Consider the following 16,899-nt stretch of genomic DNA (forward strand, 5'->3'; position numbering starts at 1 on the left):
GTGGAGTAGCAGCAGCAGGGAGCTGGGAGAAGGAGGCTGGAGCCTGGAGTAGGGAGTCTGGGGTAAGGAGTCTGTAGCCTGGAGCAGGGAATCTGGAGCCGGGTCAATAGTCATCGATTAGTGATACACCTTACCGCCGGCAGAGCAGAGTGCATAAGGAGCCTTCCGTCATTGTAAGGCTCGATAAACAAGCTGCTAAAGTTTGGTTGAGGCGGAATATTAGTTGCGGTCGAACTTCAGATGAGAGCGGGCGTTTGAGCAGTTGGTTTTTATTTTAGTTCCCGTCTGGTTACACGATTTTTTGTCTTGTTCAGCTTGTTCCATCTTGGTGATTATAATTGGAGATAAAATCCGCTTACCACTTTCGTATTGTTGCAAGAAATTAGCAGCGAGTAATTCGGCTTGTTTCAGTTTGTCCTCTCCGAGCGCTTTTTTAATAGAGCGGATTGCGCTTTTTCTGCCGATGCCATTGCGTTTGGAAGTACTTAGAATCATCCATGCATAAGCTTTGACGTAATCGGGCTCGATGTGTTTTGGAATACCGTTGGCATAGGCTGCGCCGACAATGAATTGTGCACGATCGTCACCTTTTTGGGCCATCAGATAAGCAACATTAAATGCGCCTACTTTATTACCTGACTCTTCTAGCTCCGAATATTTCGCCAGTGAAATTTCCAACCCTTGAGTGGGTTTTTCCTCTGCAAGAAGCTGCGGTTGCATAGTAATCAAAAAGCTAAATGTAAGACCCAAAAGTGAATTTTTTAATTTCATGTAAACAACTCTGTAATAAACCAGCGCTGATTATAACGTGACTTTTTGTTGAGAGATAACCATTAATATTACCCTGGTTGCGCGCCGCTAAGAATGTCTCCTTCACGTCTGTCACTGTGCAATTTTTAATCGCGATTTTATTTGTTGCTATTTCATACGATGTCAAAAAAAACCTTATAACTCAACGAGATACGTGAGAATCTCGATGAGTAGATAGTCATCTCCTATTGTAATTAGATGATTGAAAATTTTGTGAACCATTTCTCGTTATTCTCTCCAGAGATGAGTCCCTAAATAAGTTAGGGATATTTTTGAAGGGTCGGATTGAAAAAATTGTTCAATTTTCGACCCAGTTCGACAGGGTGTTGGAGGTATGTAAAACGTGAAACGTGCCACTATCAAAATCAAAAGTCACACAGTGTAGTTAGAGGTGTCAAAGTGTTAAATTTTATAGGCAACTATTTTAAACAAAAAAAAGATAAAAAATCGAAACCTGCAGTGGTGGTGAGTCATCCAAAAAGTAGTCAGTACACGATTAATTATGATCCGCATTTAATTAATGAGTTAGAGGGTGATCATGGAAAATTAGTGGAACTATACGGACAAATTTGGTCAGAAGGCTTTGAAAAAAATGACTACGCGAAAACCGCGTCTTTGATCAGTCAATTTAAAAGTGACTTTCAAGCGCATCTGTTGACCGAGAACGTCAAATTCTATGTTTATTTAGAGCAGTCACTATCAAAAGATAAACACAATCTTGAGATAGTAAGAGAGTTCCGTACTGATATGAATGAGATTGCCAATGCGGTGGTTAAATTTTGCAAGAAGTACTCAGGAAATTTCAATATCGCTCTGATACAGCAATTCAAGGATGATTACGCTACCGTTGGTGAGGTGCTTACGCGTCGCGTTAGTTTAGAGGAAAACTCACTCTACGTTTTATATCAGCCACATTGAGACTAATACGATGGGGTTGTAAGTGAGCGGTAATAATTTAGCCGAACCGTTACATGCCTATTTCAACGATCCGCTGGAAGCAGACCCGGTAGTTATCGTTGGTAATGGGCCGGTCGGCATCAAGGCTGCTCAACTTCTCGTTGCGAAATCGCAAGATAGCAAAATTGTTATATTTGGCGAGGAAAGAGAAGCACCTTACAACCGTGTTCAACTCTCCCAATACCTTGCGGGGAAAGTATCCGAAGCCGAACTCGATAATCCCCTCAAAATAGAAGACCATTCTCGCGTCGAGCAGAAACTCGGTCATAAAATTATCGCGGTAGATCGACAGTTAAAAACCGTTACCGATGATCAAGGTAATGTAACCCCATATTCAAAATTAATTTTGGCAACCGGCTCTCAACCGGTAGTCCCTGCAATTGCTAATGTCGACCTAGAAGGTGTCTATACTTTTCGAACTTTGAATGACACTAAATCCCTTATCAATGAGCGAAGCTCTGCCTCAAAGCTTTATGTGATTGGTAGTGGCCCCTTGGGCCTTGAAACAGCGGTTGCCATGAAGCAGCCTAATAACGAAGTTAAACTCGAGGTTAGAAGTAACCTATTGAATCGTGACTTAGGTGAGCAAGCGCAAGAGGTGTTGAGCGATTATGTAAAAGCCTCTGGTATTGAAATTGTTCATCACAATCCTTTAGCTGCGATTATCGGTGACTCTCATATTGAGCAGATCGAGTTACAAAATGGTGAGCGGATTGATTGTGACTGCTTGATTATTTGTGCGGGGGTTAAACCATCAACGTTTCTCGCTGAAAAAATCGGTTTAGAAACTCGCAAGGGGATTGTCGTTGACGAAAAAATGCGTACCAGCGATCCCGATGTGTATGCGATTGGTGAGTGTTGTGAATTTGATGATATGACTTTCGGCATCGTGTCACCAGGATTTAGCCAAGCTAAGACGTGTGTTGAACATATTACCGGTAATTTCCATAGTTACTTTAATGAGAATATCCACGTTCAGGTTAAGTTTAACGATTACACGACAGGATACTTTGGCGAACTTCTAGCGGAAGGAAGTCTTAATTATACCTATGTAAACCGATTAAAAGGGGTTTATCGAAAACTCGTTGTAAAAAACAACTTGCTGATTGGCGCTATCATAATCGGCAACTGGGATGAAGAAAACGAAATCAAGATTGCCGTTAAACAAAAAAAGAAACTCACTGAGAAAGCATTAAGAGAGTTTGAAATAACCGGGCTTATTCATCAGAAACCAAAGCAAAAGCTCGTCGAGCACTTACCCAGGGACTATATTGTTTGCTTGTGTGAAGGTGTAACTCGTGGAGAGCTTAGTCGAGCAATTACTTCCGGCTGCAGAACAGTTGAATCGCTCGGCGAGAAAACTTGTGCCGGAACAGTCTGTGGCTCTTGTAAACCGATGCTAATGAACTTACTTGATGCACCTGCACCCAACTTAGTGATGCGTCACCAAAAGTCGATTCTCTCGGCATCAATTCTATCGATCATTCTGATCATTGCGACCGTCTTTTTCCAACCTTTGTCGATTGCCGAGTCCGTCCAGTTTAGCTGGCATATTGAAAAACTCTGGTTTGATAACTTTTGGAAACAAGTGAGCGGTTATAGCTTGCTCGGTTTATGTGTTTTTGCGAGCGCGCTAGCAATTCGCAAACGCTTTAAGAAGTTCAGAGTAGGACATGTCGATTCTTGGCGGTATGCACACTCAATCGTGGGTATCTTAGCTTTGGTGATGCTAATGGTGCATACCGGAATGCGTTTGGGAGACAACCTTAACTTTGCACTGATGGCCGTTTTTTTGGGGGCAACGCTTACCGGATCATTGGTTGGTGTTTTTATGGCGCGCAATCATCATTGGAGCGATTTTAAATTACGCAAACATAGGCTCTGGTGGTCACGGATTCATCATACCTTGCTGTGGATGCTACCGCCTTTATTAGGCTTCCATATTTTATCGGTTTATTACTTCTAAAATAATAATGATTAAAGAAAAAGAGCAACGCATTAAAGTTGGCGTAATGCCGATAGGAATTGCCTTAACACTTATTATAGGGGCTTATCTTGGCTACAACTTATTTGAAGGTGATAAAAGTTTATTTTTGGGTGGCGAAACTTCTCACGGGCACTATCAAATCGAGTTAGAGTGTCAAGCTTGTCATACGACCCCTTTTGCTTCGCAGGAAAAAATGCAACAAGCGTGTGAATCTTGCCATGCAGAAGAGCTTGACCGGGTTAACGATAGTCATCCAAAAAAAGTTTTTCTTGATCCGAGAAATGCTGACTTGCTCGCAACACTCGATGCTAGACTCTGTGTTTCCTGCCATCGAGAGCACAAGCCTGAGATTACTCGTGACTTTGGGGTGACGCTTGCCGCAGATTTTTGTTTCCACTGTCATCAAGATATTAAAGAAGAACGACCCAGTCATGCGGAATTTGAGTTTAAAACTTGTGCAACTTCTGGCTGTCATAATTTTCATGATAACAGTATGTTGTACGAAAAATTTATTGCCAAACATTTGGATGAACCGGCAATAAAAGATCCTGCACGACTACCTGAAAAAACGGGGTTAAAACGTTGGTTAAAGAAAAATAAAAAAAAGCTGCCGCTTGATGTTGCAGAACCTCAAATGGATAGTTTTTCTTTTGAAGCAACTAATCAAGCGACCGTTGATTTGAGTCGAGTGGTTGAAGATTGGAAGTCAAGTATACATGCCCGCACCGATGCGAACTGTACGAGTTGTCACACCCAGAATGTTAGTCAAAACCATAACTCGTTTACCATAGCCTCAGTTGCACCAGTCTGCGAATCTTGTCATAAACGGCAACACAAAGCGTTTCTTGAGAGCAAGCATGGTATGCGGTTAGCATTAGAACTCAGTCCCATGTCGACCGATAAAGCTCGACTAGAAGTCGATAAATCCCATAGTAAATCGTTAGACTGCAATAGTTGTCATAATCCTCATAGTTTAAATGTTGTCGAAGCGGCCATGGATTCATGCTTGGGGTGTCACCAGGATACTCATAGTCAAAATTATAAAAATAGTAAACACTACCAATTATGGGCCCAGGAGATTCTTGGAGAAGCACCCAGTGGTAGTGGCGTTAGTTGTGCGACTTGTCACCTGCCTAAAGTTAAAAAAGGTCGCCGAGTTACGGTGATACATAATCAAAATTTAAACCTTCGACCCAATACAAAAATGTTGCGAAGCGTTTGTATGAATTGCCATGGTTTGGAGTTTTCAGTTAGTGCGCTGGCTGATGAAGCGCTGATCGAAAATAACTTTATCGGAATACCAACAAAGAAACATCAAACCTTTGAGTTGGTTAAGCAAAGGATGAAAAGTCGTCAATAATTTTTTAATCGTCTGGAGAATAGAGAAATGAATAAACGCCAATTAATCCGCAGTATTTGTGCTACCTCGATAGCATTATCGTCATTCAATGTTTTTGCAGGAGAGATCACTGCACAAAAAATGGCAGATGCAATTTTTGCAGTCATTGAAGCTGACCGAGCAACGTATACCCAAAAGGTTGTCCAGCGTTTGCAAAACGAAGAGGAAGTGATAACTGCAGAGGAACGTTGGAAAGAAGAGAGCGCGCTGCCACTGCCTGCGCAAATGTTGAGAATGGGGGCAGAAAGAGTCAGTGAGTCAAATGCAGGATTTAGTTATGCATTACTATCATTGTGGCCGATTAACAAACAGAACAAACCGAAAACGGCGCTCGAAACTAAAGGGCTGAAAATGGCTGCAGAAAAGTTGCAGAATTTTTATGGTGAAGAAACTCTCGGAGGCAAAACCTATTTTACCGCTGTTTATCCTGATATCGCAGTTTCTGAAGCGTGTGTAACTTGCCATAACGATCATATTGACACACCTAAGACGGATTTTAAAATTGGTGATGTGATGGGCGGTGTGGTGATCAGGATTCCGCTCAACTGATCATGCTGTTTTCGTCTCTTAGAGGTTAGCGTTATCAAAAATTGAACTTTTCAATCAGTCAATTATATGTGGTGAGACTCCGCTAATATTTAAACTCAAAGCGATATAATGACTTTGTTTTAAATTGGTGAATTGTCGGAGTCTACATGCTATTCAGAAGGCGATGGAAACCTAGTAGTGCTTTGTTTCTTGTCGGTTTGGTGTTATTTGTAGGCTTATTACTGGTCGACTCTTCGAGTTTGGCCAAAAATGATATTGATTATGTTCAAATGCAACAACTGATGCTAAAGCGAATCCAGGAAGATACTCGTGCCACGCAAGGATCGACTGGCGTGGCGCAAATATCCCCATCGGTGATGATGGCAATGGAGAAGGTGCAGCGACACCGTTTTGTCCCGCAGCGTTACGATGAGTATAGCTATGACAATAGGCCTCTGCCCATCGGTAACGGACAAACAATATCGCAGCCATTTATTGTTGCCTTAATGACTGAACTTCTAAATTTAGAAAAAACCGACAAGGTATTAGAAGTCGGGACAGGCTCTGGGTATCAAGCTGCGATATTGGCCGAGCTTGTCGGGCAAGTTTATACTATCGAGATTATTCAAACGCTTGCCGACCAAGCGGCGGAGACGCTCGCTAATCTGAATTACGAAAACGTCAAGGTGAAGTTAGGTGATGGTTACCGAGGCTGGCCAAGTGAAGCTCCATTTGATGCGATTATCGTCACTGCCGCGGCTACAGAAATTCCGCCTCCACTGCTTCAGCAATTAAAAGCTGGTGGGCGGATGATAATACCGTTAGGAGAACAGAATGAGGTACAGCAACTGAAACTAATCACTAAAGCTGAGTCGGGGGAAATAACCATTTCAGAGGTTCTAGCCGTTCGATTTGTACCATTGACTGGCGATCACTAACCAATGACTGTACCGATGACGCACTCTTGTCTATTTTAATTGCTGATTGGCTGTCACATAATCAGCATGGTTTTGAGACAAGGAGAGTAAGAAGGAATATAATCAAGAAGATATGCTAAGCATCAATTGATACTCGAGGGCGCTCAAATGAACATTTCAGTAAAACTAAAGTTAATAACAGTATTTAGTTTTTTTCTGTTATTAACCGGTTGCATTGGTGGACATTACGGTCTTGAGGAAAGCGAATGGAGCAAGCTGTCTCCTGAGCAACAAGAACAGGTTAAGAAAGATTACGAGCTGCTTGTAAGTAAAAAGAATAGAATGGCTCATCTCAACAAGATTGGTAAAGCGACTACTGAAATTTATAACAAAGAAGAAGAAGTCGACAAGGAACCTGAGAACTAAAATCGTCTAGTCTTAATTCGGCTTTATACAGTTAAATTCAAAAATACAGTTAAATTCAAAATCGATTTACAACCTAACCTATCTTCATTGAAATGCACCGTTGACATCGACAAAATAGGCGAACGGAGCCCGTAGTTTCCAATGACACTGCAATTTCACACTGTAACCCACCAATCTCGCATTCGCTCTATAAAAATCAAATAAGGGTTTTCCAAATAGTAGTTTTATAAATTGGCAAACAGCGAGTAGTAGGGAGAACTGAGCGGTACAAATTGTCATATTTAGGACGGTCAGAATCTAAATATTTTAGGCTTTTAAGCTTCTTCTAACTGGACACTCAAAACTCACCCGTCATCTCGACCGTAGCGGAGAGATCCCCCACAGGTTTGCAAGTCCTCCCAAGTTGGATTAGCCGCCTCTATCAATTTGATTTTCTTTTCTCTTCGCCACTTCTTAATTTGTTTTTCCCTTTGGATTGCATCGAGACTATTAAAACATTCCTCAAAATAAACGAGTTTAATTATATTGTATCGTCGGCAAAAACTATTGTATTGAGCGTTTGAATGCTCAAAAATCCTCCTCTCTAAGTTATTACTTACACCAACATAAAACACATTATTGTGAGTGCTAGTTAAAATATAGACATAGTAACTCATTGATCACCAAGATTCCTTTAGCATCAATATAACTAAGTCTTCAGCAGAGCAGATATGGTTGATATCTCCTATGTCTGTAGGAGATCTCTCCACTACGGTCGAGATGACGGATTAGACTTGAGGTTTAGTAATTTTGACTGACTCGATTGTGATGGCTTGAGCCTCTCCGTAGTGCCAATTATTACTATGAGTGAGTTTCATTCCTATACTCGTTTACACACGTAACGAATTCTCCTAGTTTCTCATCAAACTTTCCTTTCACCATAGACATCACGCAGATACTGCCTTCTAATGGGCGTTCACTAGGAATTTCTTCATATGCTCCAACAGCCCAAACAGCGCTTCCTTTATTCTGTCCAACGTACATTGGATCAACTAAGAACAATACGTAAAACGCCAAGCCATAATTCTGTTTTACGGATTTTACTTTCCAATATGACTCTAACCACCAATCCGTATTATCATCTACCTCAAGAAGCTCCCACCCATCGTTTGAAAGTTTCTTCAATAGCTGTTCTTTATAGTAGTTCACTTAAACCTATCTTATATGCGTTAGTATTTTCAGTGTCTGCTTTTCATTTTTTGTTAAGAAGGACTGACTCTGGTATTGCGAAGATAATATTTTAGTAAGCTTATTTTTGAGGCTTTGTACGAGATTTTTATCAACTATCTTGCTCAGGTAAACAATAACCTTTAATTCGGTATTGGTAATTTTTATATTCCTCGCTCTCGTAAGCAATTTCATTTGAGCAATAATCGATTGCTTCGAGCCTGTCAGTTAGCTTTTCATGAGCCATTTCTTCCATTCTAAACTTGATGCTAACTTTAGCGTCTTCAGGGTTTTCCGGACGAGGAACTTCCTGCTTGATACTCCGTTTACCTGCTGAACCTCTGCCAGAACGTCTTCCTGCAACTCGCTCGTAGACGACTTTGTCACTGACACTGGTCATGCCTTTCAATTTTAAGATAAAAGAGAAATATTTTTTTCCCTCGTCATCCTGGTAAGTGAAGAAGCTTTCATCAAACCGTTCAGTGGGTGCGCTGAGGCAGGCACTGAGCGTAACGAGTAATAGCAACAATGTGGTTAGTTTCAGTTTATAACTCATTGAATATTAGATTGTTTATCGAATTCGATGTCTGATGATACCTACAGCATAGATAGCCTTAGCTTAAACTTCAATCGTTCAGCGCTGGTAGATCCAGTTAAATTAAGCTTTCAAGCACTCGCTAGGCTTTAACTTTGAGGCTATCTTGCCTATAATTCTTCCATCTTGCTCTCGGGGTGCCTGAAATGTCGATTTGACATTTTGTTTTGCTGAGACGCGGGAATGCTTAGGAATCAAAGGTTTTCTAATTCTTTAAGTCATCCGCGAACCCGTAGTACCTGATCCGATTAGTATCGGCGTAGGGATGAGCCAAACTCGAAAAATGTCACATCATTCGATCGACGCCTCTCTTACTCGATACCTTGTAAAAATAATATCGAAGCGCATTTTATTGCATCGCGATATAGCCAAACTAAAGAGGCATGACAATGTACGATAAATCCGCCACAGGCAGTGACTCGACTAATAACAACCCACACGCGATAACTCGCGACCCACTTCCCGCGAGTCAAAAAGTTTATATAAAGTCAGAGTCAATTCCGAATGTGAAAGTTCCAATGCGTCAGATTGATTTGACCGACGGGACTAATGTTACTGTATATGACACATCGGGCCCTTACACTGATCCTGCAGCGGAGATTGACGTTCATCAAGGGTTGCCTGATCTGCGATCGGCCTGGATTGAAGCGCGCGCTGATACCGAGTTTTATGAAGGAAGAGAAATTAAGCCAATCGACAACGGCCACTCTGATGAAGAAAAAGCATTTAAATTTAATAACCCTCAACTTCAACGAAAGCCGCGTCGCGCTAAAAATGGCGGTAACGTTAGCCAAATGCACTACGCCAAACAAGGAATTATCACGCCTGAAATGGAATATATTGCTATTCGAGAAAACCAAACTCGAGAAGCATTGCGAAATGAATTTACGACTGACGAGCGCAATACCCGCCTAGCAGGGAATTCAATGGGGGCAAACTTACAGCCCATTACCGCAGAGTTTGTGCGCAAGGAAGTTGCTGAAGGTCGTGCAATTATTCCAGCTAATATCAATCATACCGAACTAGAACCAATGATAATTGGTCGTAACTTTTTGGTTAAAATCAATGCCAATATTGGTAACTCAGCGGTAACTTCAAGTATCGAAGAAGAAGTCGAAAAGCTTGTTTGGTCAATTCGTTGGGGCGGCGATACGGTTATGGATCTTTCAACTGGTAAGCATATCCATGCTACTCGAGATTATATTGTTCGCAACTCACCGGTTCCTATCGGTACGGTTCCAATCTATCAAGCCCTTGAAAAAGTGAATGGCGTTGCTGAAGACCTTACCTGGGAAGTTTTTCGGGATACTTTAATTGAACAGGCAGAGCAAGGAGTCGATTATTTTACGATTCATGCAGGTGTATTGCTTCGCTACGTACCGTTAACTGCGGATCGAGTGACCGGTATTGTGTCTCGCGGTGGGTCAATCATGGCTAAATGGTGTATCGCGCACCACAAAGAAAATTTCCTTTATACCCATTTCGAAGAAATTTGCGAAATCATGAAGACCTACGATGTCAGTTTCTCACTTGGTGATGGGTTGCGCCCTGGCTCGCTAGCCGATGCCAACGATGCAGCACAGTTTGGCGAACTTGAAACATTAGGTGAACTGACCAAAATTGCATGGAAGCATGATGTTCAAGTAATGATTGAAGGTCCAGGTCATGTTCCAATGCATATGATTAAAGAAAATATGGACAAGCAATTAGAGCACTGTCACGAAGCGCCTTTTTACACTTTAGGGCCGCTGACTACAGATATTGCACCAGGTTACGACCATTTCACCAGTGGAATTGGTGCGGCGATGATAGGCTGGTTTGGTTGTGCAATGCTTTGCTATGTTACGCCAAAAGAGCATCTAGGATTACCCAATCGAGACGACGTCAAAGAAGGAATTATTACCTATAAAATTGCCGCACATGCAGCAGATGTGGCCAAAGGGCATCCGGGAGCGCGATATCGCGATGACATGCTATCGAAAGCGCGTTTTGAATTTCGTTGGGAAGATCAATTTAACTTAGGGTTAGATCCTGATCGGGCCAAAGAATTTCACGATGAAACGCTTCCAAAAGACTCGGCAAAAGTGGCTCATTTTTGTTCGATGTGCGGACCTAAATTTTGCTCGATGAAAATTAGTCAGGAAGTTCGTGATTACTCCGAGCAACAAAAAATTGAAGAAGGCATGCGTCAGAAATCGGAAGAGTTTAAAGCTCAAGGTGCGCAAATTTATGTTGCCCAAAAGAGCTAGTAAGTTCTTTCAAATGAGATTGAAGTAAAGAGGCAGAGAAGTTTGACTGTTGTTAAGCAAAAGATAGCAATTGTAGGCGCTGGCATTATGGGGCGTTTGCTGGCTTGGCAGTTAATGCATCAAGGTCACGATATCGCTATTTTTGACAAAGACCCGATAGAGTTCGGTGACGCGGCAGCATACACTGCCGCTGGAATGTTGACACCTTATTCTGAAATTGAGTCCGCAGAAATGCTGATTTATCACATGGGGATGCGTTCACTCGATTTATGGCCGAACATTGTTGAAAGACTCTCGTCGGATGTTGGTTTTTATCAACTCGGGAGTTTAGTGGTTAGTCATCAAGCCGACAAACCCGATCTCGAACGCTTTAATCAGCAGTTACAATTCAAATTAGGCAACTTGCGTTTTGATGATGACTCACTCATTCCACAAGAAGTCGATTCGAGTCAACTGCTCGACCTCGAACCTGAGATTGCAGGTCAATTTAACCAGGCAACCTATCTGCCGAATGAAGCCTGGTTAAATACCAGTTGTGTGATGCGCGTGTTGGCGGAACAGTTACTTTCAAGTGGTGTCACTTGGCATGCCAATACTTTGATTGAGCAACTCGGTCCTCATTTTGTTCAAGCTAAAAATCAACGCCACTCTTTCGACTGGGTCGTTGATTGTCGAGGTTTAGGTGCCAAGATCGATTGGCCAGAACTGCGAGGCGTTCGAGGAGAATTATTTGTGCTGCAAGCACCTGAAGTCAAAATTAATCGCCTCGTTAGGTTGATGCATCCGCGGTATCGAATTTACATCGTACCGCGTAAACGCGACGATGTTTATATCATTGGCGCGACCCAAATCGAGAGCAATGATACGGGATCGATAACGGTACGTTCAGCGTTAGAGCTTTTGTCTGCGGCTTATTCCGTTCATCCGGGGTTTGCTGAAGCAAGAATACTTGAGTCACGAACTAATTGCCGCCCAGCTTTAGCCAACAATTTACCAAAAATTGAAACATCCTCAGGCCTTATTCGGGTGAACGGATTGTATCGACATGGATTTTTATTAGCGCCATCGTTATGTGAAGAAGTGATCAATTACCTTCACGATGGGGCGACCTCTGAATTTATGAGCTTGATGAGTAAAACGGGATAAGTGCTAAGAAAGTGGAGAGTCATTTGTTAGAAGTTGTGTTAAATGGGGAAAAAGTTACCGTTGAAGTTGATACGCTCAACCAACTGCTAACGTCATTGGTCAAGCAAACGGACAAATATGCGGTTGCGGTGAATGAAGAGTTCGTTCCTAAGGCGAGTTATGCCGATTTTAAACTCAACAATGGCGATAGGGTTGAGTTGGTAATGCCCATGTCGGGCGGCTGACCTGAAAGTTTTTAACCTGTGGTAGATGGTTAAGCTGAGAGGCTAAGGGTTAAGAGCTTAGGGCTAAGAGCTAAACGCAGATAACGAGCGGCTTAAAAACTAGAATCGAGTATTAATAGAATCAGAATCATGTGGCAATTATTAGATCAACAAATTGAGAGTAGGCTGTTTATTGGTACTGCACTCTATCCTTCGCCGGATATTATGTGTCGCTCAATAAAAGCGGCTCATTCCGATGTCGTTACCGTCTCATTACGTCGACAAAATCCTGCCGCTGCTGATGGTCAAGATTTTTGGCAGTTGATTCGTTCATTAGAGGTCAAAGTATTGCCGAATACTGCGGGATGCCAGTCTGTCAAAGAGGCCGTGACCACTGCCCAGATGGCGAGAGAATTATTTGATACCAAGTGGATTAAACTGGAGGTGATAGGCGATGAATACAACTTACAGCCCGATCCTTTTGGTTTATTAGAGGCCACTAAAGAGCTTATAAACCAAGGCTTTGACGTATTTCCTTATTGTACCGATGACCTTGTCTTGTGCGAGAAATTAGTCGAAGCGGGGTGCCAGGTGTTGATGCCTTGGGGAGCGCCAATCGGCACCGGAAAAGGGTTAATGAACCCTTATGCCTTGAAGACAATTCGAGAGCGTTTTAAACATATTGTCATGGTCGTAGATGCGGGTATAGGCGCGCCATCGCATGCCACGGAGGCCATGCAGATGGGATATGATGCGGTTTTGCTCAATACAGCAGTGGCGCAAAGCAGTGATCCTGTTACAATGGCTGGCGCTTTTAAACTAGCCGTAGAAGCTGGCAGGCTAGGGTTTGAAGCAGGAGTGATGCCGGAAAGAGATTTAGCGCAACCTAGTACACCAACTTTAGGTAAGCCTTTTTGGCATCAAAATTAGTGCAATAACAAGTAGTTAAAATTAATAGCCCTCAGAGTTGTGGGCATTCAGTAGCAGTCATGTCACACACCAATAAGCCAATTATATTAACCATTGCCGCAAACGATTCTGCTGGTTTAGCAGGAATCGCCACTGACATCAAAACGCAAACCGCGTTTGGTATTCATTCAATGGCAGCTGTTACCGCAAATACCGCTCAAAATAACTTTGAGGTAATTGCCATTAACGCGGTTGATGTCATTGCGCTCAAGGAACAATTAGAAGCGGTGAAGTCGTTACCAATTGCTGTGGTCAAAGTAGGCCTTGTGTGTAATATCGAACAGGCGAGAGCTATCGCAAGCTTCATTATCGCAACTGAGATACCTTTGGTGCTTGATCCAGTACTATCCTCCTCAAGTGGTTTTGAGTTTTTTAAGAAAAAAGATATCGCCGCATATGTGGATTTGTTGTTGCCTCTCTGTGCACTGGTCACGCCTAACCTGGAAGAAGCATGCCTACTCACTAACTTATCCGTTTCAACGCCGGAAGAAATCGAACTGGCCGCAGAATCAATGTTACTTTTTGGAGCCAAGAACATTTTAATTAAAGGTGGTCATGGCAAAGGGCGGGTCTGTCAGGATTATTTTGCAAATGACATGGAAAACTTTTGGCTTTCGAGCAAAAAGAGTCTAAAGAAAAATACTCGAGGGACAGGGTGTGCTATGGCATCCGCGATAGCCAGTTGTTTAGCGTTGGGTTATCCCATCAATGATGCCGTTGTCATCGGTAAAATGGCGATTAATCAGGGAATTCGAGAAGGCTATTCGGTTGGCGACGCTAAAGGTCCGGTTATGGTCAATCGATTCCCTGATCAAGAAGTGGATTTACCAATACTGACCAGAAGCGCTGATGTGAATTTGACGCGTGAAAGTTTTCCAGAGTGTAATCAGACGCGGTTAGGTTTATATCCGGTAGTCGACAGTGCCGAATGGCTAGAGTTCTTGCTTCCCGCAGGCGTATCGACTATTCAACTGCGGGTCAAAGATTTACGAGGCGCAGACCTAGAAAACGAAATTAAACAAGCGGTAGAAATTGCCCAGCAGTATGAGTGTCGATTGTTTATCAATGATTATTGGAAGCTTGCAATTAAGTATGGCGCTTATGGTGTTCACTTAGGCCAAGAGGACCTTGATTCCGCAGATGTTGATGCGATTCTTAAAGCTGGTTTAAGGCTCGGCATCAGTACCCATTGTCATTTTGAAGTTGCACGGGCGATCCAATACAAACCTTCCTATATTGCCTGCGGCCCTGTTTATCATACTAATACCAAGCAGATGCCTTGGATACCTCATGGTCTCGATGGGTTAACCTATTGGCGCAAGGTTTTGAATTACCCACTCGTTGCAATCGGCGGGATTAACCACGAGCGGATCGAGGGAGTGACAAAAACTGGGGTAGACAGCGTTGCGATGATCACGGCGATTACCGAAGCTGACGATCCCGAAGCCGCCACTAAAACGTTTTTAGAAATCGTCGGAAATTAGATTTTTCTGACGCTTGCTTAAACATCTTCGAGTTCTAGGATTTCTCTGATCGCTTTGAGTTTATCGACTTTTTGATTTTTTGCTTTTTCTTTCTCGACGTCGACAAACCACTGGTCAACGTTTTTTTCTAGCTCAATGACTTCTTCGTCTTCAAGTTTGACTTGAGCTCGTTCTCGGTTCTTAACTGCCTCGGCTGAGTCGATTTTTTCGGCGATTCGAAACCAGAAAAATGCCTTCTTAAAATCTTGTTTTACATCGATGCCGTTGAAATGGAATTTGCCCAGCAGGTTCGCCGCCTCAGCGTTACCATTTTTTGCAGCAATGGTATACCACTTACGCGCTAGATGATAATCACGATTTTTATATTGATAGTAGTGGCCCATTAAATACTCTGCATGCTTATTGTTTTGAAAAGCAGCTTTTTGAGCGAAGCGAAAGCCTCGGTCGAGATCATTGGGAATCTCTTCGTTAAACATGTAAATACCGGCTAAATTGGCTTGCGCTGGCGCATAACCTTGATCCGCTGATTTTCGATACCAGTCGATTGCGCTATGAATATTTTTCTCAACGTAAATGCCATTTTCATGCAAATAGCCCACCATATGTTGAGCACTTTTATGACCTTGTTTTGCCGCTTTCAACGACCAGGTGTAAGTGTATGAATCGCTACGGAATGTGCCTCGACCCCAAAAATACATCACACCAACTTTTGCTTGAGCTTCAGCATTGCCGGCTTTTGCTTCAATCAGATACGCATCAAAAGCCGTTTTGTAATCTTCTTTTTTGTAGGCTTCTTCGGCGGTTTTCATGTCAGCTAGAAGAGTTGGACTGAACAGTAGAATTAGTATAAAAAAAGTCAAAAAAGGGCTTCTTATAGACACTTTAAAACCTCATTAAGTCGGCTTGTTGTGATTGCAGCTTATTAACGGATTTTAATTTAATAAGAGGCTAAAAAGAAGAGAGGAGCAACATTCAGGTGTAAGAATTGGTAACTTGGATGAGATTAAACCTGAAAAAGCGACGTCATGCCGCTTTTTTGTCTACATTACTCAGGCTAGAGTTTCTCGGCAATCATCGCCTCAAGTTTTTCTTGATCCGCGGCAAATGCTCGAATGCCCTCGGCGGTTTTTTCGGTGGCCATCGCATCTTGATTGAGTTGCCAGCGAAACTCAGCTTCCGTAAGCGGTGAAGGACGGTCTTCAAATTGTGTTACGGGAGTGAGTTTTCTTTCAACTTTTTCGGTGCTTTGACTAAGCTCATCCATCAGTGCAGGACTAATGGTCAGTCTATCACAACCTGCAAGCTCAATAATTTCGTCGGTATTTCTAAAACTGGCTCCCATTACGACGGTGGCATAGTTTAACTTTTTGTAGTAGTTGTAGATTTGGGTCACTGATGCAACGCCAGGATCTTCGTTAGCGGGAATCGACTCTTTACCGGTCGCTTTTTTATACCAGTCCAAAATCCGGCCAACAAAAGGTGAAATTAAATACACTCCAGCCTCCGCGCAAGCTCGCGCTTGGGCAAAGCTAAACAGAAGCGTGAGGTTACATTGAATACCTTTCTTTTCCAATATTTCAGCGGCTTTAATTCCCTCCCAAGTCGAGGCAATTTTAATGAGAATTCGCTCTTTAGCGATTCCCTGTGACTCATAAAGGTCAATTAGCTTTTCTGCTTTAGCAACTGTTGCTTCAGTGTCAAATGATAATCTCGCATCGACTTCTGTTGATACTCGTCCCGGGATTAAAGTGAGTAACTTTTTGCCAATAAGCACGGCGAGGAAATCCGCTGCATCTAAAACTTGTTGCTTGTTATCTTGCGAGTTTTGCTGAGCGAATTCGATAGCCGTTTCAATCAGTTGCTGATAATCCGGTAAACTGGCGGCTTTTAACAACAACGAAGGATTTGTTGTCGCATCTTCAGGGGCGAAATCTGCGATTGCGGTAAAATCGCCGGTATCGGCAACGACTGTTGTCATTGATTTGAGTTGTTCAAGTTGATTTGTCATCCAATATTTCCATTA

The 16,899-nt window shown here is 42.6% G+C and carries 17 protein-coding genes and 1 riboswitch; of the genes, 11 read left to right on the plus strand and 6 right to left on the minus strand.

Translation table 11 applies throughout. The features are described from left to right. Positions 1 to 219: 219 nt before the first annotated feature. Positions 220 to 771, minus strand: a complete 552-nt coding sequence (locus FLL45_RS14275) for a hypothetical protein (RefSeq protein WP_142942730.1) — start codon at positions 769 to 771, stop codon at positions 220 to 222. 438 nt (positions 772 to 1,209) lie between these two features. On the opposite strand from FLL45_RS14275, the gene FLL45_RS14280 reads away from it, so the two are divergent. The 6 genes from FLL45_RS14280 (at position 1,210) to FLL45_RS14305 (ending at position 7,024) form a co-directional block, all read left to right on the plus strand. After that, entirely contained in the window at positions 1,210 to 1,728 is a 519-nt protein-coding gene (locus tag FLL45_RS14280) for a hemerythrin domain-containing protein (RefSeq protein WP_142942731.1), read from the plus strand. 22 nt (positions 1,729 to 1,750) lie between these two features. Further along, positions 1,751 to 3,733 (plus strand): FAD-dependent oxidoreductase, encoded by a 1,983-nt coding sequence (locus FLL45_RS14285; protein ID WP_142942732.1) that lies wholly within the window; start codon positions 1,751 to 1,753, stop codon positions 3,731 to 3,733. A 7-nt stretch (positions 3,734 to 3,740) separates the two neighbouring features. After that, on the plus strand, positions 3,741 to 5,114 hold the full coding sequence (locus FLL45_RS14290; RefSeq protein ID WP_210247192.1) for a cytochrome c3 family protein: 1,374 nt from the start codon (positions 3,741 to 3,743) through the stop codon (positions 5,112 to 5,114). A 27-nt stretch (positions 5,115 to 5,141) separates the two neighbouring features. Further along, on the plus strand, positions 5,142 to 5,702 hold the full coding sequence (locus tag FLL45_RS14295) for a Tll0287-like domain-containing protein (RefSeq protein ID WP_142942733.1): 561 nt from the start codon (positions 5,142 to 5,144) through the stop codon (positions 5,700 to 5,702). A gap of 146 nt (positions 5,703 to 5,848) precedes the next feature. After that, positions 5,849 to 6,619 (plus strand): protein-L-isoaspartate(D-aspartate) O-methyltransferase, encoded by a 771-nt coding sequence (locus FLL45_RS14300; protein ID WP_142942734.1) that lies wholly within the window; start codon positions 5,849 to 5,851, stop codon positions 6,617 to 6,619. Between the two features lie 147 nt (positions 6,620 to 6,766). Beyond that, entirely contained in the window at positions 6,767 to 7,024 is a 258-nt protein-coding gene (locus FLL45_RS14305; RefSeq protein WP_142942735.1) for a hypothetical protein, read from the plus strand. A gap of 344 nt (positions 7,025 to 7,368) precedes the next feature. Here the strand turns inward: FLL45_RS14305 and FLL45_RS23220 are convergent, their stop codons facing one another. The 3 genes from FLL45_RS23220 to FLL45_RS14320 all read right to left on the minus strand — a co-directional run bounded on the left by FLL45_RS23220 (position 7,369) and on the right by FLL45_RS14320 (position 8,786). Further along, a complete protein-coding gene (locus tag FLL45_RS23220; protein ID WP_142942736.1) occupies positions 7,369 to 7,680 on the minus strand; it encodes a GIY-YIG nuclease family protein in 312 nt (103 codons plus the stop codon). Positions 7,681 to 7,864: 184 nt separating this feature from the next. Continuing rightward, positions 7,865 to 8,212, minus strand: coding sequence for a hypothetical protein (locus FLL45_RS14315; protein ID WP_185964471.1), 348 nt, complete (start codon positions 8,210 to 8,212; stop codon positions 7,865 to 7,867). A 130-nt stretch (positions 8,213 to 8,342) separates the two neighbouring features. Continuing rightward, a complete protein-coding gene (locus FLL45_RS14320) occupies positions 8,343 to 8,786 on the minus strand; it encodes a hypothetical protein (protein WP_142942738.1) in 444 nt (147 codons plus the stop codon). 162 nt (positions 8,787 to 8,948) lie between these two features. After that, positions 8,949 to 9,108: riboswitch (TPP riboswitch) on the plus strand. Between the two features lie 106 nt (positions 9,109 to 9,214). Between FLL45_RS14320 and thiC the strand changes: the two genes are divergently transcribed. The 5 genes from thiC to thiE all read left to right on the plus strand — a co-directional run bounded on the left by thiC (position 9,215) and on the right by thiE (position 14,876). Then, on the plus strand, positions 9,215 to 11,074 hold the full coding sequence (thiC, locus tag FLL45_RS14325) for a phosphomethylpyrimidine synthase ThiC (RefSeq protein WP_210247193.1): 1,860 nt from the start codon (positions 9,215 to 9,217) through the stop codon (positions 11,072 to 11,074). 42 nt (positions 11,075 to 11,116) lie between these two features. Further along, on the plus strand, positions 11,117 to 12,220 hold the full coding sequence (gene thiO, locus FLL45_RS14330; protein ID WP_210247194.1) for a glycine oxidase ThiO: 1,104 nt from the start codon (positions 11,117 to 11,119) through the stop codon (positions 12,218 to 12,220). Between the two features lie 23 nt (positions 12,221 to 12,243). Further along, entirely contained in the window at positions 12,244 to 12,444 is a 201-nt protein-coding gene (gene thiS / locus FLL45_RS14335) for a sulfur carrier protein ThiS (RefSeq protein WP_185964472.1), read from the plus strand. Positions 12,445 to 12,573: 129 nt separating this feature from the next. Further along, complete coding sequence (locus FLL45_RS14340) at positions 12,574 to 13,353, plus strand: thiazole synthase (protein ID WP_142942741.1); 780 nt, start codon at positions 12,574 to 12,576, stop codon at positions 13,351 to 13,353. Between the two features lie 59 nt (positions 13,354 to 13,412). Beyond that, complete coding sequence (gene thiE, locus FLL45_RS14345) at positions 13,413 to 14,876, plus strand: thiamine phosphate synthase (RefSeq protein ID WP_142942742.1); 1,464 nt, start codon at positions 13,413 to 13,415, stop codon at positions 14,874 to 14,876. A gap of 17 nt (positions 14,877 to 14,893) precedes the next feature. On the opposite strand, the gene FLL45_RS14350 is transcribed toward thiE, so the two are convergent. Both FLL45_RS14350 and tal read right to left on the minus strand, forming a co-directional pair. Continuing rightward, positions 14,894 to 15,685: a tetratricopeptide repeat protein gene (locus FLL45_RS14350; protein ID WP_142942743.1), complete on the minus strand. Its 792-nt coding sequence runs from the start codon at positions 15,683 to 15,685 to the stop codon at positions 14,894 to 14,896. A 245-nt stretch (positions 15,686 to 15,930) separates the two neighbouring features. Then, the gene (tal, locus tag FLL45_RS14355) at positions 15,931 to 16,884 is read right to left on the minus strand and encodes a transaldolase (protein WP_142942744.1); all 954 of its coding nucleotides are present in this window, start codon (positions 16,882 to 16,884) and stop codon (positions 15,931 to 15,933) included. Between the last annotated feature and the right edge of the window lie 15 nt (positions 16,885 to 16,899).

The sequence above is a fragment of the Aliikangiella marina genome (assembly GCF_007004765.1).
GTDB classification, from domain to species: Bacteria; Pseudomonadota; Gammaproteobacteria; order Enterobacterales; family Kangiellaceae; genus Aliikangiella; species Aliikangiella marina.